The sequence below is a fragment of the Streptococcus gordonii genome (assembly GCF_001553855.1).
Classification (GTDB): Bacteria; Bacillota; Bacilli; order Lactobacillales; family Streptococcaceae; genus Streptococcus; species Streptococcus gordonii.
Genome location: NZ_LQWV01000040.1, coordinates 151,746 through 165,657 on the forward strand (window position 1 = coordinate 151,746; position 13,912 = coordinate 165,657).

The window sequence follows — 13,912 nt, forward strand, 5'->3', positions numbered from 1 at the left end:
ATGTCCATTAAACTAGTCGCCATCGATATTGATGGCACCTTATTAAACAGCAAAAAAGAAATCACTCCAGAAGTCTTCAGTGCTATCCAGGATGCCAAGGCTGCTGGTGTCAAAATAGTCATTGCAACTGGACGTCCTATTGCCGGTGTTCAAAAACTCCTCGAAGAGCTAGAGCTTAATCAGCCAGATAACTATGTCGTTACCTTCAACGGCGGGCTGGTGCAGGATACTGTTACAGGTCAAGAATTAATCAAAGAAACACTGACCTATGACGACTATCTGGATATCGAACTGCTCGGGCGAAAATTAGGTGTTCACATGCATGCCATCACCAAGGACGGCATTTATACAGCCAATCGCAACATCGGCAAGTACACTGTTTACGAGTCCAATCTGGTCAGCATGCCTATCTTCTACCGTACACCTGAAGAAATGGCTGATAAAGAAATCGTTAAGTGCATGTATATTGATGAACCGGAAATTCTAGATGCGGCCATTGCCAAGTTGCCACCGGAATTAGCTGAAAAATATACACTGGTTAAGTCAGCTCCTTTCTATCTGGAAATTGTCAAAAAGACTGTCAATAAAGGAGCTGCTATCCTTCATCTGGCTGAAAAACTTGGCTTAAACAAAGGGCAAACTATGGCAATCGGCGATGAAGAAAACGACCGCGCCATGCTAGAAGCTGTCGGCTCTCCTGTTGTCATGGAAAACGGCAAGGAAGAACTCAAGAAAATCGCCAAATACATCACCAAATCGAACGACGAATCCGGCGTAGCATACGCCATTAGAGAGTGGGTTTTAAAATAATGTTTAGTTACAAAATTGGAATTTCAGCTCAAGAACACGACGATTTTGTCACGGCTCATCCCCAGGCCAATCTCCTGCAGAGTTCAGCCTGGGCTCAGATCAAAGATAACTGGGCTAATGAGCGCTTGGGCTTCTATAAAGACGACCACTTGGTTGCTGCAGCCAGTGTCCTGATTAAGCCACTGCCTTTGGGAATGACCATGCTTTATATCCCTCGCGGTCCCATCATGGACTATAGTGACAAGGAGCTACTGACCTTTGTTTTGGCATCTCTTAAGAAATTTGCCAAGGAGAAAAAAGCGCTCTTTGTCAAGTTTGACCCTAGCCTCTTTCTGGCAGAAAGCAAGATGGGAGGCGAATTACAAGACAAGACAGAGACGGCTAAGCTGATTCAAGAGCTGCAGCAAGCTGGAGCCGTCTGGGTCGGACGGACTGAGTCTCTGGACGAAACCATCCAGCCTCGCTTGCAGGCCAATATCCATAAAGAAGATTTCAGCGAGGATTTGCTTTCAAAGAGTACTCGGCAGGCTATTCGCACAGCCCGTAACAAAGGCATCCAAATCCAATTTGGTGGAGCTGAATTACTGGAAGATTTTTCAGGCCTGATGAAGAAAACGGAAAATAGAAAAAATATCCACCTGCGTGGCAAAGACTATTATCAAAAACTCTTGGATACTTATCCTGACAACTCCTACATCACCTTGTCCAGCATTGATCTAAAGGCACGATTGGAAGACTTGCAGGCTCAGCTGACTAAGACACTCAAGGAAGCAGAGAAATTTACTGAGAAAACCAAACCCGGCAAGATTGAGAATAACCAGCAAGAGCAGAAACGCCTCCAGGAAGAGATTGACTTCCTACAGGACAAAATCAGCCAAGGTGCTACTGTCGTTCCCCTGTCTGGCACTCTGGTCTTGGAATACGGCAAAACCTCTGAAAATATCTATGCTGGAATGGACGAGCAATACCGTCGTTATCAGCCTGCCATCATCACTTGGTACGAAACAGCCAAACATGCTTTTGAGCGCGGAGCAGATTGGCAAAATATGGGTGGAATCGAAAACGATCTTAAGGGCGGTCTCTACAGCTTTAAATCCAAGTTCAATCCGACCATTGAGGAATTCGCTGGTGAGTTCAACCTGCCAACTAATCCTCTTTACCACCTCTCCAATCTGGCCTACACTCTCAGAAAGAAACTGCGCAGCAAGCATTAACAGAAAGGAAGCCTATGACCTTTAAACTTCTCAGTCAAGAAGAATTCATCCAGCATACCTCAGCTAGCTCCCAACGCTCCTTTATGCAGACCGTGGAAATGGCAGAGCTGCTGAGCAAGCGTGGCTTCAGTACCCAGTATGTCGGCTACACTGACCCACAAGGGAAGGTAGTGGTGTCAGCTGTCCTCTACAGCATGCCTATGACTGGCGGCCTTCATATGGAAATCAACTGCGGTCCTGTCTCTACCAATGCTCAATACCTGACCCCCTTCTATCAAGCTTTGCAAGCCTATGCTAAAAAAGAAGGTGCCCTAGAGCTCATCATCAAGCCCTACGAGACTTATCAGACCTTTGACAGCAGTGGCCAGCCCACATCTGATGAAAAGGTCGAGCTTATCCAGCAACTGACTGATTTGGGCTTTGACTTTGACGGCCTGCAGACAGGCTATCCAGGCGGGGAGCCTGATTGGCATTATGTCAAAGATTTAGCTGCTCTGACGGAGAAAGACTTGCTCAAATCCTTCAGTAAAAATGGTAAGGCGACAGTCAAAAAGGCGAATACCTTTGGTATCAAGCTAACAAGGCTGGAACGTGACCAACTCAGCATTTTCAAAGACATCACAGCTGCCACTTCTGACCGGCGGGAATATGATGACAAGCCACTAGACTACTATCAAGATTTTTATGATAGCTTTGGACAGCAGGCTGACTTCATGACAGCTAGTCTCAACTTCAAGGACTATCTTCAGAACTTACAAAAAGACCAAGAGAAACTGGGCCAGAAAATCCAGAAACTACAGGCTGACTTGGAAAACAATCCTCAATCTGAAAAGAAGCAAAACCAGCTGCGAGAGCTTTCCAGCCAGTTTGATAGCTTTGAAACCCGCAAAGCAGAGGCTCAAGATCTGATTGATAAGTACGGCGACCAAGACCAAGTTCTGGCTGCCAGCCTCTTTATCTATACTCCTCAGGAAGCAACCTATCTCTTCAGCGGCTCCTATCCTGAGTTTAACAAATTCTACGCCCCTGCCCTGCTGCAGGAATACGTTATGACTGAGAGCATCAAGAGAGGCATTCCATTTTATAATTTCCTCGGCATTATGGGAATTTTCGATGGTTCTGACGGTGTTCTGCGCTTCAAACAAAACTTCAACGGCTTCATAGTTCGAAAAATGGGAACTTTCCGTTATTATCCTAATCCTCTTAAATTTAAAATCATTCAGCTCATAAAGAAAATTTTAAGACGTTAAGATGCGTAAATCTAAAATATACAAAAGGACCGGGAACATGATTCCCAGTCCTTTTGTATATTTTATAAGGCTTTCGCTTCTGTATGAACGATGCTATCCACATGAATCTGATTGTCTTCAAATTTTTTCTTGAGCGCTTCTAAATCCACCTTGCCATCAATTTGAACTTCAATGACAACTTTACCATCTTTTCTCGGTATATTAACGGTATTTGAAATGTTCAGGTTTTCTTCCACCAATAAGCGAACAATATGTTCCAAAACACCGACTTCATCTTCAGTAACAAAGCGCGCTCGAACTCCTTCTTCTCCGTAACCAGATACTTCTAAAAAGGCTTTAAAGATATCTCGATCCGTTATCACACCATAAACTTGCTCATTGTCCACGACTGGAAGAATGCCGACTTTATTTTTCAACATCAGGTAAATCGCATCTTCTAGACTGGCATATTGGGATACCGTGATGACCTTTCGAATCATGACATCCTTAATCTTTGTTTTGTTGAGGAGGTAGTTCATCTCATAAATGGATAGACTAGTTGCTTTAGATGGGCTAGCTTCAGCAATTGTCCCTTCTGTCACAAGACCAACCAATTTATCATTTTCAATAACTGGCAATCTGTGCAAACCTTGCTCTCGCATAATATCTGCTGCGTGAGCAACCGTCGTATCAGGACTAATATAAACGACTTTGCGTGTCATAAAATCTTTTACTGCCATAAGAGTCTCTCCTCTATTTTTCTTTCTTTTATTATACTGTTTTTTTTTCGTAATTTCAAACGCTTTCATCATTTTTCTTACTTTTTCAAAATTAAGAAAAATCCAGCTATTGGCAAAATTGGAAGAACCTCAATAAAAAACTACTGGAGAATTACTCAAGTTTCTAAAAATTATCTGGCTTAAGCTTAAGACTCATTCCATTCAAAATCACATTTTTAAATATAAATAATCTTATAACCAACCTATCCATTCTAATATATAAGAGTATTCTTCAAAACTTTGTGATTTCTCCTGCTTATTCAAATTAAATTAATAAAAAGCAGAATATGAAAGATATACAGTCAATTCTATCCTAACAACCAAGATCTTCAACCTGAAACAATCCACCGGAAATTCTTACGAAAACTTGGTTTTCTTTATCTGCAACTTAAAAAGGTCCATTGGACCTTTTTAACCACCTAGATATGCTTTGCGGACTTCGTCTGAAGCGAGGAGTTCTTGTCCAGTGCCAGAAAGAACAATCTTACCAGTCTCAAGAACGTAGCCACGATTTGCAATCGAAAGTGCTTTATTGGCATTTTGCTCAATAAGGAGAACTGTTGTCCCTTGTTTTTGAATATCTTGAATGATATCAAAAATTTCTTGAATGAAAATAGGTGCCAATCCCATAGAAGGCTCATCCAAAAGAAGTAGTTTAGGAGTAGACATCAAGGCTCGTCCCATCGCTAACATCTGCTGCTCACCACCAGAGAGAGTTGCAGCATCTTGATTTTTACGCTCTTCCAAGCGCGGGAAACGAGAAAAGACCTTCTTCAAGTTAGCTTGATTTTCTTCTCGGTTTGTTTTTAGGAAGGCTCCCATTTCTAGATTCTCCATAACTGTCAAACCTGGAAAGACATGACGGCCTTCTGGAACCTGAGAAAGACCAGCTGCTACGATTTTCTGAGCTGGGACTTTCTGGATTTCGTTTCCTAAAAATTCAATTTTACCAGCACTCGGACGAACCAAGCCAGAAATCGTCCGAAGGATGGTTGTTTTACCAGCACCATTAGCACCAATCAAAGAAACAACCTCTCCTTCATTGACTTCAAAGCTGACATCACGGACAGCCTGAATCATGCCATAGTGAACGGATAAATTCTCAACTTTTAACATAGTCATCAGGCTTCACCTCCTAGATATGCTTCAATAACTCGTTCGTTGCTCTTGATTTCATCAGGTGTACCATGAGCAATCAAACGACCATATTCCAATACATAGATTCGTTCAGTAACTTCCATAACCAAGCTCATATCATGCTCAATCAACATAATGGTAATGTTGAATTCGTTTTTGATACGGCGGATTAGCTCGGTCAATTCTGCCGTTTCTTGTGGGTTCATACCAGCAGCGGGCTCATCCAAAAAGAGAATCTTTGGCTCCGTTGCCAAAGCCCGAACGATTTCCAAGCGACGTTGTTGACCATAAGCTAAGTTCTTAGCCAAAGTCTCAGCTTCCTTATCCAAGTCAAAAATCTTCAGCAAATCCAAAGCCTTATTTTTTAAGTCTTCTTCATTTTTATAGAAAGCTGGTAGGCGGAAGAAGGAGGCAAAAGTATGCGGCTTGTGGTGATTCCCAAAAGCAATCAAGACATTATCTAAAACAGTTAAATCTTTAAAGAGACGGATGTTTTGGAATGTACGTCCAAGTCCGAGCGATGCAATTTTATATGGAGCTTTGCCATTTAGCAAGTGACCATCTAAAGTCACCGTCCCTTCACTTGGCTCGTATACCCCTGTCAATAAATTAAAGAGTGTTGTTTTACCAGCACCATTCGGACCGATAAGTCCAACTAATTCACCTTCATTAAGCTCTAAAGTCACATCACCAACAGCTGTCAGACCACCAAAATGTTTCGTTAAATTTTTTACATCAAGAAGTGCCATTATTCTTTGACCTCCTTATCTTTTTTTAAAAAGCGCGACAATTGCAGCTCCCAAGTACCTAGAAGTCCACCTGGACGGAAGATCATAACTAAGATAAGAGCGAGTGAATAGATAATCATTCGAATGCTTGAGAACTCTTGCAAGAGCATGTTCAAGACACCTAACACAATTGCTGCGATAATTGTTCCAGTCATAGATCCTAAACCACCAAATACTACAATGATTAGGACATTAATTGTATTGGTAAAAGAGTAATCCTTAGGCACAACTGCTCCGATAAAACCAGCCTTCAAAGCACCTGCAATTGATGCAGTTATCGCCCCAAAGACAAAGGCAACGACTTTAGCCTTAGTTGTGTTAACACCTACAGACTCTGCCGCAATCTCATCTTCACGGACAGACAAGGTTTTACGACCTAGAGGACTCCGCAAGAAGTTCAATGTGAACAAAGTCGTAATAACAACAAAGAAATAAACCATCTGCCAGCTAGTAAAGCCAGGAATACTTAGAATACCAGCAGCACCATTAGTAACTTCTCCACCATTTACAATCAAGATACGAATAATTTCAGATACTCCAAGAGTTGCAATGGCCAAGTAATCTCCTTTTAGTCGAAGCGTAGGAATCCCAACTCCCAAGGCAACAAGTCCTGCAATGAATGCCCCTAGTATCATAGCAGCAAAAAAGGCAGGATAGGTTGGAGATTTTGTTCCGATGATTGCAACCGCATAGGCACCAATAGCCATGAAACCAGCATGGCCTAGAGAAAACTGCCCTGAGAATCCAACAATTAGGTTGAGACCAACAGCTAGAATAATGTTAATACCGATTTCTTCTAAGATTTGCAAATGGAAGGCGTTCAGTATTCCACCACCAGCTAAAACCGTAATTAAGAGGTAGCCAGCAAGAATCAAAGCAAGCCAGAGAACATTTACTTTTAGATTTTGCTTCATATCTTACACCTTCTCTTTCACGTTTTTCCCAAGGATTCCCGCAGGACGAATTAACAAAATAATAATCAAAATACCATAGACAATCGCATCACGGAAGTCTGACATACCAAAAGCTGTTGCAAAGGTTTCTAAAAGACCAATAACAAAACCACCCAAGGCAGCCCCTGGAATAATTCCGATACCACCCAAAACAGCAGCAACAAAGGACTTAATACCTGGAGTCATCCCCATTAAAGGTTCTAATGAGTTATAGTAAAGAGCGATAAGGACACCTGCTGCTCCTGCTAGTGCAGAACCCAATGCAAAGGTGAAACTAATGGTCCTGTTGACATTAATCCCCATTAATTGAGCAGCATCACTATCTACCGAAACTGCCCTCATGGCTTTCCCCATCTTGGTCTTTTGTACAATAAATTGCAAAGCCAACATCAAGAAAATAGAAATCCCTAAAATCATCAACTGAATATTTGAGACTGTAATAGGTCCTAAGTTAAAACGAACAGTTGGAATTACCTGAGGGAATGGTAAGGTACTTGCACCAACAAAATAAACCATGAGATATTCCAAAAGGAAGGAAACCCCAATTGCTGTAATTAAGGCAGCAATACGAGTCGAATTTCGTAATGGGCGATAAGCCAGAAATTCAATGACAACCCCTAAAATAGCTGTTCCAATCATAGCCACAATTAGAGCTAAAAAGAAATTTAATTTCAATGAATTGATGAGGAAATACCCCATAAAAGCACCCATCATATAAATATCACCATGGGCAAAATTGATGAGCTTAATAATACCATAGACCATGGTGTAACCTAAGGCTAGCAGTGCATAGACACTTCCTAGAATTAAACCATTGACAAGCTGTTGGAGCATAAGACACCACACTTTCTAATATAATAAAATCGGGCAAGAGACAAACTCAATCCTAGAAATTGAATTCATCACCTCACCCGCAGAAAGGAACTGTATTCTGATTTAAATACAATTCCTTTTCCTTCTTTTGTAAGATTCTAGAAATTCAGTTGAATTGCTTAGTTTGGTTTTACTGTTTCCACAGTATCAACTTTACCATCTTTCAAGCCAATCATCAAGGCTGACTTAACTGGGTTATGATTTTTATCCATCGTGATAGAACCAGTCACCCCTTCGAAGTCTTTCAACTTAGCAAGGTTTTCTTTGATATCAACTGAGTTTTTCGCACCCTTAGAAGCTTCTGCTACCATATAAACAGAGTCATAAGCAAGAGCAGAGAACATTGATGGTTCTTCATTATACTTCGCTTTATATGCTTCCAAGAATTTCTTGGCTTTAGCTGTCATATCTCCGCTAGTTGAGTAGCCAGATACGTAGTAAACATTAGTTGCAGCTGCTGGAGTTGCTTGTGAGATAAATTCTTCACTGTTAAATCCATCTCCACCAACAATTGGTTTGTCAATTCCGATACCACGAGCTTGGTTTACGATTTTACCAGCTTCAGTGTAGTAACCTGGAACAACTAGGGCATCAAAGTCTTTACCTTTGAATTTAGTTAAAGCTGCTTGGAAGTCAGTATCTTTTGACGCAAATGTTTCAGTTGCAACGATTTCTCCCTTGTACTCTTCTTGGAAAGCCTTGGCAATTCCTTTTGCATAGTCACTTGAGTTATCGTAGTAAAGAACAACTTTTTTAGCTTTCAAATTGTCTGTGACATATTTGCTAAGAATTTTTCCTTGGAAACTATCGATGAAAGTTGCACGGAACAAGTAGTCTTGACCTTTTGTCAAATCATCCTGAGTACCACTTGGAGTAACCAAAGGAACAGAAGCTTTGGCAGCATTTGTAATCGCTGCACCAGTACCACCTGAAGTCGCAGGGCCAATGATGGCATTTACCTTAGCCTGGGTCACCAAGTTTGTAGAAACTGTAGAAGCTTCACTCAACTCAGATTTATTATCCTTATCTGTAACTTCAATTTGTTTGCCGTCTACTCCACCAGCTTTATTGATTTCATCAACAGCTAACTTAGCAGCTTTTTGTTCAGCAGTTCCATAGGAAGCAACGTCACCAGTTTCTTCGAAGTTGAAACCAATTTTAAGTGTCTTGCCAATCTCAGTTCCTGAAGCAGAGCCAGAATTTCCTGTTGTAGAAACCTCTCCACAGGCTGCTAGCAATGCAACACTTGCAAGACTAACCAAAGTTAATGCAAATTTTTTCTTCATCAAAATGTTCTCCTTTATGAGTATTCAAAACTATATAGTAAGAATATACCGAATTATCAGAAAATTGTCAATATAAAAACGAACGCTTTTTAAATGATAACGTTTTCCTCTTGACGATATAGACTACCAACGAAGTTTTTGTCCAATTCCTGAATATGACAGGCACGAACTTTTTTTACAAATTTTTCCTGTCCCAGCTTCTTCTGCAAGTCTTCCGCCTGAGTTTTTGGTACATAAAGCTGAAGATACCGACGTTTTTTAGAATGGTAAACTATATCTCCAAAAGCAGCAACTTTTTTTACGTCACGATTATAATAAAGATAAACAATTATTCCAACTCGTTCTTCTTTTTGATACATAAACGATCCTTCCCAAACTAGAACTACTTACTGATTATATCAAAAAAGCCCCTTAGGGGCAATTTGATTTTATATGATTAACTCAAATTATTGTTAGCCATGATCTCATCAATGAATCCATAAGCAAGAGTTTCTTCAGCACTCATCCAATAATCACGTTCTGCATCAGCATGGATTTGCTCAACTGTTTTACCAGAATTATCAGCAAGAATTTGCTCTAAAGTTTTCCGAGTCTTCAGCAAATGTTCTGCAGCAATAGCCATATCCGTTTGCTGAGTACCACCACCAGTACCTCCCATTGGCTGGTGAATCATGTATTCAGCATTTGGAAGCATGAAACGTTTGCCTTTGGCACCGCTTGATGCGATGATGGTTCCCATGCTCGCCGCCATACCCATAACGATTGTTTGGACATCAGATTTAATAAAGTTCATGGTGTCAACAATAGCCAATCCTGCTGAGACTGAACCACCTGGTGTATTAACATAAAGGTAGATATCCTTGGTGCTATCTTGTGCATCCAAGAAAAGAAGCTGAGCAATGACTGAATTAGCCATGTTGTCCTCGACCGGTCCAGTCAACATAATAATACGATCTTTTAATAGACGTGAGTAAATATCATAAGAACGTTCCCCACGGCTTGTTTGTTCAATAACTACAGGAATCATAGTTTTCTCACTTTCTGTTAGTTGGATTTTCTATCAAATAGGAAATAGAATATTCAAAGGATGAATCCATTATAACTCTTTGGTCAATAAAGGTCAAATTTTTGAATCGATTAGGAAGTATATTGACCTTGAGAATCCTATTCTTCAAAACAACTCTACTTTCCTATTCTTAGATTTCGGATCCGCCTTCAGCAAAACATTATTTTGTTCCGAACAAGCGGTCTCCAGCATCTCCCAATCCTGGTACGATATAACCATGGTCATTTAGATGGTCATCCAAGGCAGCCGTGAAAATATCGACATCTGGGTGTGCTTCCTGCAAGGCCTTTACTCCTTCTGGTGCAGAAACTAAACATACAAATGTAATGTGGCTAGCACCACGTTTTTTGAGAGAATCCACAGCCAAGATCGCAGAACCACCTGTAGCTAGCATCGGATCGACAACGAAAATCTGGCGTTGGTCAATATCTTCTGGTAACTTCACTAAGTATTCAACTGGTTTCAAAGTCTCTTCATCACGGTACATTCCGATATGGCCGACCTTAGCTGCTGGAACCAAGCTTAGAAGTCCATCGACCATGCCAATACCCGCACGAAGAATAGGAACAATTGCTAATTTTTTCCCTGCAATCTGCTTTTGAATGGTTTTCGTAATCGGTGTTTCAATTTCTACATCTTCAAGTGGTAAATCGCGCAAGACCTCATATCCCATGAGCATTGCGATTTCATCAACTAATTCACGAAAAGCTTTGGTAGAGGTATCTGTACGACGCAAGATAGACAATTTATGCTGAATTAGTGGATGAGCGATAACTTCAAGTTTTCCCATGATTGGATTTCCTTCTTTCAATTTATTCTTCTTATTATATCAAAAAAAGAGTGAAAAGGCTTGCCATAAGCAAACCTTTTCAGAGATTTTCTTGGTTCTAAAGCCATTCCTTATAACGCTTGATATACAAGTGTTTAACAAAGGTTACACTAACCATGTAAAGCACAATAATCAATAGGAGGAAAAGGAAATATGCTCCATTGAGCGGAGCTGTTTTGAGAACAGACGCAAAAAGGCTGTATGGCAAGGAAGTAACAAAGAGAACAGCCGCCATGGTGGTAACAATGACAGACAAAGCAGGACGACTTTGCACAAAAGGCAGCTTAGGGGAGCGTAACATATAAATAACCATAGTCTGGGTCCACATAGACTCAATAAACCACCCTGTTTGGAAAAGAGTGATAAAGGTTGCCGCTTGCTCAGTACCAGCTTGATAACTACTTCCTGTTATCATAGGAACAATGATAAAGTAAAGGGCCAAGTAAGTCAAAACATCAAAAATGGATGAGATAGGCCCAATCCAAGCCATAAAGCGGGTAATAGAGTTAGCAGACCAAATCCGTGGTTTCTTAAGAAATTCACTGTCAACGTTATCGAAAGGCAAAGCTATACAGGACAGATCATAAACCAGATTAAGAACAATCAGATGAACTGGTGCCATAGGCAGAAAAGGTAAAAAGATGCTGGCAAAGAGGAGAGAAAAGATATTCCCAAAATTGGAACTGACCGTCATCTTAATGTACTTAGTCATGTTGGCATAGACCTTGCGTCCCTCTACCAACCCTTTCTCCAGAACCATGAGGTCCTTATCCAGCAGAATGACATCTGCCGTTTCCTTGGCTATATCGACAGCTGTATCAACAGAAATCCCAACATCTGCTACTTTCATCGAAGGAGCATCATTGATGCCATCGCCCATGTAGCCAACCTTGTGTCCATTGGCTTTGAGTTGAAGGATGATCCGGGCTTTTTGGTCAGGAGAGAGCTTGGCAAAGACCGTTGTATTCTCTACCGCTTGGCTCAATTCCTCATCTGATAAAGCATCTACCTCTACGCCTAGCAAGATATTTTCTACATCAAGGCCAACCTTTTCACAGACTGCCTGAGTAACCTTTTCATTATCGCCGGTCAAAATCTTAGTGGCAACACCGTACTCAGCCAAGGTTTCAATAGCTGGAGCCGCAGATGACTTAGGCGGATCCAGAAAGGCCAGGTAGCCCGTCAAAATCATATCAGACTCATCCTTGACCTCATAGTCATAATCTTCTTCTAGGTCTGACTTGTAGCTAACACCAAGCACGCGCAATCCTTGCTCATTGAGTTGAGCCACTTCCGCAAGGATTTCCTGACGAATTTCCTCAGTCAGTTCCGTAATCCGATTCTTGTATTCCACATAACTAGAGATCGCCAGCATTTCCTCCAAGGCACCCTTGGTCACCATGCTGATAACATCTTCATCATCCTTGACAATGACACTCATGCGACGGCGTTCAAAGTCAAAGGGCAGTTCATCAATTTTCTTAAAGGTTTGGTCTAAGTCACGAACAAGCTCATGCTTTTCTGCTTCTTTCTCTGTCCGATTGATAATGGCCCGATCCATGAGATTTTTAAGGCCCGTTTGGTAATAGGAATTGAGAAAAGCGCGACGAAGCACTGCCAAATCTAAATCACCATGAATATCCAGAGGGTATTCCAAGACAATCTCGTCTTGGGTCAGTGTACCCGTCTTATCCGTACAGAGGATATCAATAGCTCCTAGATCTTGAATAGCATTCAATTTTTTGATCACGACCTTTTCCTGAGCCATGATAATAGAACCTTTAGCCAAGCTCGCTGTGATAATCATCGGTAGCATTTCTGGAGTCAAGCCAACCCCAACGCTGAGAGCAAATACCCCTGCTTCCAACCAGTCTCCATCTGTCAGACCATTGATGAAGAAAACCACTGGCACCATGACGAGCATCAGGCGAATCAAAAGCCAAGAAATGCTATTCATATCACGCTCAAAAGAGGTTGGCTCATCGTAGGTGTTAAGCGTCTGTTCAATGGCTCCCATCATGGTCTCGTCACCAACCACCAGCACCAGAGCTGTTGCTCTTCCGGAAATAACGTTGGTTCCCATGAAAGCCAGCGACTCTGTTTCTAAAAGGCTATCAAGATTTTGCCCATCTGCCTTAGACAAACATACCTTTTCTACTGCATCGCTCTCCCCTGTCAGGCCAGACTGCTGAACGAAAAAATCTCGCGATTCCAGCAACAAGACATCTGCAGGTATCATGTCTCCAGCACTAAGCTTGATGATATCTCCTACAACCAGCTCATCAATGGGAAGTTCTTGTTCTACTCCTTCTCTGATGACTGTAGCCGTGTTGACAATCAGCCGAGATAGATTACTAGCAGCTCGGTCACTCCGCAATTCCTGAATAAAACGAATACCTCCAGAAATCAAGACCAGAACGACAATGATGATGGAAGTTGTCGGATCTTCCTCTCCGGGCTTAGCCAGCCAGACATTGGTCACTAAGGACACCAGAGCAATTACTAGTAATATAACCGTAAAGGGGTTGATAATAGATTCGTAAATTTTCTTTAGAATAGAGTCTTCCTGACCCTTTGTGATGATATTTTCCCCATAGAGGTCACGATTTTCTTCGATCTGCTCTTCTGTCAGGCCACGAAAGGCGGTCTTGTAGAAGGCCAAGGTTTCTTGCACAGGAAGCTGCAAAGCAGCAACTAATCTTTCTTTTACTGTTTTCATTGGTTTCTCCTTTATGTATGAATAATCAAGTTCATACACAGAGACCAATCACTTTATAAGGACCGAACGACACAAATCAGCGATTGGCTGTGTATGTGCGGTTCCGGATGATCGTCAATTTGCATCGCGTGTCTCCTTTCTTTTGCTTAAGTAGCAGGCAATCAACTATTTGTATACTTGAAAAATTTTCAACAAAAAGAATACCCCGCCAATTCTCGGCAGGGTTGTT

Annotated in this window: 13 protein-coding genes; 3 read left to right on the forward strand and 10 right to left on the reverse strand. The window is 41.5% G+C overall.

Translation table 11 applies throughout. The features are described 5' to 3' along the window. The 3 genes from yidA to AWH02_RS10180 are packed head-to-tail and all read left to right on the forward strand — an operon-like array spanning position 1 to position 3,274. A complete protein-coding gene (yidA, locus tag AWH02_RS10170; protein ID WP_045635070.1) occupies positions 1-810 on the forward strand; it encodes a sugar-phosphatase in 810 nt (269 codons plus the stop codon). After that, positions 810-2,024, forward strand: coding sequence for an aminoacyltransferase (locus AWH02_RS10175; RefSeq protein WP_045635069.1), 1,215 nt, complete (start codon positions 810-812; stop codon positions 2,022-2,024). The genes yidA and AWH02_RS10175 overlap by 1 nt, the downstream gene beginning before the upstream one ends. Positions 2,025-2,038: 14 nt before the next feature. Then, positions 2,039-3,274, forward strand: a complete 1,236-nt coding sequence (locus AWH02_RS10180) for an aminoacyltransferase (protein ID WP_045635068.1) — start codon at positions 2,039-2,041, stop codon at positions 3,272-3,274. 62 nt (positions 3,275-3,336) lie between these two features. Here AWH02_RS10180 and AWH02_RS10185 read toward each other — a convergent pair whose 3' ends face one another. The 10 genes from AWH02_RS10185 to mgtA all read right to left on the reverse strand — a co-directional run bounded on the left by AWH02_RS10185 (position 3,337) and on the right by mgtA (position 13,683). Next, positions 3,337-3,993, reverse strand: coding sequence for a CBS domain-containing protein (locus AWH02_RS10185; RefSeq protein WP_008809552.1), 657 nt, complete (start codon positions 3,991-3,993; stop codon positions 3,337-3,339). 450 nt (positions 3,994-4,443) lie between these two features. Then, positions 4,444-5,154, reverse strand: coding sequence for an ABC transporter ATP-binding protein (locus AWH02_RS10190; RefSeq protein ID WP_008809553.1), 711 nt, complete (start codon positions 5,152-5,154; stop codon positions 4,444-4,446). After that, a complete protein-coding gene (locus tag AWH02_RS10195) occupies positions 5,154-5,918 on the reverse strand; it encodes an ABC transporter ATP-binding protein (RefSeq protein WP_008809554.1) in 765 nt (254 codons plus the stop codon). Before AWH02_RS10195 ends, AWH02_RS10190 begins: the two co-directional genes overlap by 1 nt. Continuing rightward, complete coding sequence (locus AWH02_RS10200) at positions 5,918-6,871, reverse strand: branched-chain amino acid ABC transporter permease (RefSeq protein WP_060554126.1); 954 nt, start codon at positions 6,869-6,871, stop codon at positions 5,918-5,920. Before AWH02_RS10200 ends, AWH02_RS10195 begins: the two co-directional genes overlap by 1 nt. A 3-nt stretch (positions 6,872-6,874) precedes the next feature. Further along, on the reverse strand, positions 6,875-7,744 hold the full coding sequence (locus tag AWH02_RS10205) for a branched-chain amino acid ABC transporter permease (RefSeq protein ID WP_008809556.1): 870 nt from the start codon (positions 7,742-7,744) through the stop codon (positions 6,875-6,877). A 158-nt stretch (positions 7,745-7,902) separates the two neighbouring features. After that, complete coding sequence (locus tag AWH02_RS10210; protein ID WP_060554125.1) at positions 7,903-9,069, reverse strand: ABC transporter substrate-binding protein; 1,167 nt, start codon at positions 9,067-9,069, stop codon at positions 7,903-7,905. An 89-nt stretch (positions 9,070-9,158) separates the two neighbouring features. After that, entirely contained in the window at positions 9,159-9,428 is a 270-nt protein-coding gene (locus tag AWH02_RS10215) for a YlbG family protein (protein WP_045504002.1), read from the reverse strand. A 77-nt stretch (positions 9,429-9,505) separates the two neighbouring features. Next, entirely contained in the window at positions 9,506-10,123 is a 618-nt protein-coding gene (locus AWH02_RS10220) for an ATP-dependent Clp protease proteolytic subunit (RefSeq protein ID WP_256262209.1), read from the reverse strand. Between the two features lie 172 nt (positions 10,124-10,295). After that, positions 10,296-10,925: a uracil phosphoribosyltransferase gene (upp, locus tag AWH02_RS10225; protein ID WP_002903228.1), complete on the reverse strand. Its 630-nt coding sequence runs from the start codon at positions 10,923-10,925 to the stop codon at positions 10,296-10,298. A gap of 97 nt (positions 10,926-11,022) precedes the next feature. Next, on the reverse strand, positions 11,023-13,683 hold the full coding sequence (gene mgtA / locus AWH02_RS10230; protein ID WP_060554124.1) for a magnesium-translocating P-type ATPase: 2,661 nt from the start codon (positions 13,681-13,683) through the stop codon (positions 11,023-11,025). Positions 13,684-13,912 lie beyond the last annotated feature (229 nt).

Excerpts from the sequence above, each read along its gene's own strand:
- yidA (WP_045635070.1), top strand. The coding sequence starts at position 1 with ATGTCCATTAAACTAGTCGCCATCGATATTGATGGCACCTTATTAAAC.
- AWH02_RS10175 (WP_045635069.1), top strand. The coding sequence starts at position 810 with ATGTTTAGTTACAAAATTGGAATTTCAGCTCAAGAACACGACGATTTT.
- AWH02_RS10180 (WP_045635068.1), top strand. The coding sequence starts at position 2,039 with ATGACCTTTAAACTTCTCAGTCAAGAAGAATTCATCCAGCATACCTCA.
- AWH02_RS10185 (WP_008809552.1), bottom strand. The coding sequence starts at position 3,993 with ATGGCAGTAAAAGATTTTATGACACGCAAAGTCGTTTATATTAGTCCT.
- AWH02_RS10190 (WP_008809553.1), bottom strand. The coding sequence starts at position 5,154 with ATGACTATGTTAAAAGTTGAGAATTTATCCGTTCACTATGGCATGATT.
- AWH02_RS10195 (WP_008809554.1), bottom strand. The coding sequence starts at position 5,918 with ATGGCACTTCTTGATGTAAAAAATTTAACGAAACATTTTGGTGGTCTG.
- AWH02_RS10200 (WP_060554126.1), bottom strand. The coding sequence starts at position 6,871 with ATGAAGCAAAATCTAAAAGTAAATGTTCTCTGGCTTGCTTTGATTCTT.
- AWH02_RS10205 (WP_008809556.1), bottom strand. The coding sequence starts at position 7,744 with ATGCTCCAACAGCTTGTCAATGGTTTAATTCTAGGAAGTGTCTATGCA.
- AWH02_RS10210 (WP_060554125.1), bottom strand. The coding sequence starts at position 9,069 with ATGAAGAAAAAATTTGCATTAACTTTGGTTAGTCTTGCAAGTGTTGCA.
- AWH02_RS10215 (WP_045504002.1), bottom strand. The coding sequence starts at position 9,428 with ATGTATCAAAAAGAAGAACGAGTTGGAATAATTGTTTATCTTTATTAT.
- upp (WP_002903228.1), bottom strand. The coding sequence starts at position 10,925 with ATGGGAAAACTTGAAGTTATCGCTCATCCACTAATTCAGCATAAATTG.
- mgtA (WP_060554124.1), bottom strand. The coding sequence starts at position 13,683 with ATGAAAACAGTAAAAGAAAGATTAGTTGCTGCTTTGCAGCTTCCTGTG.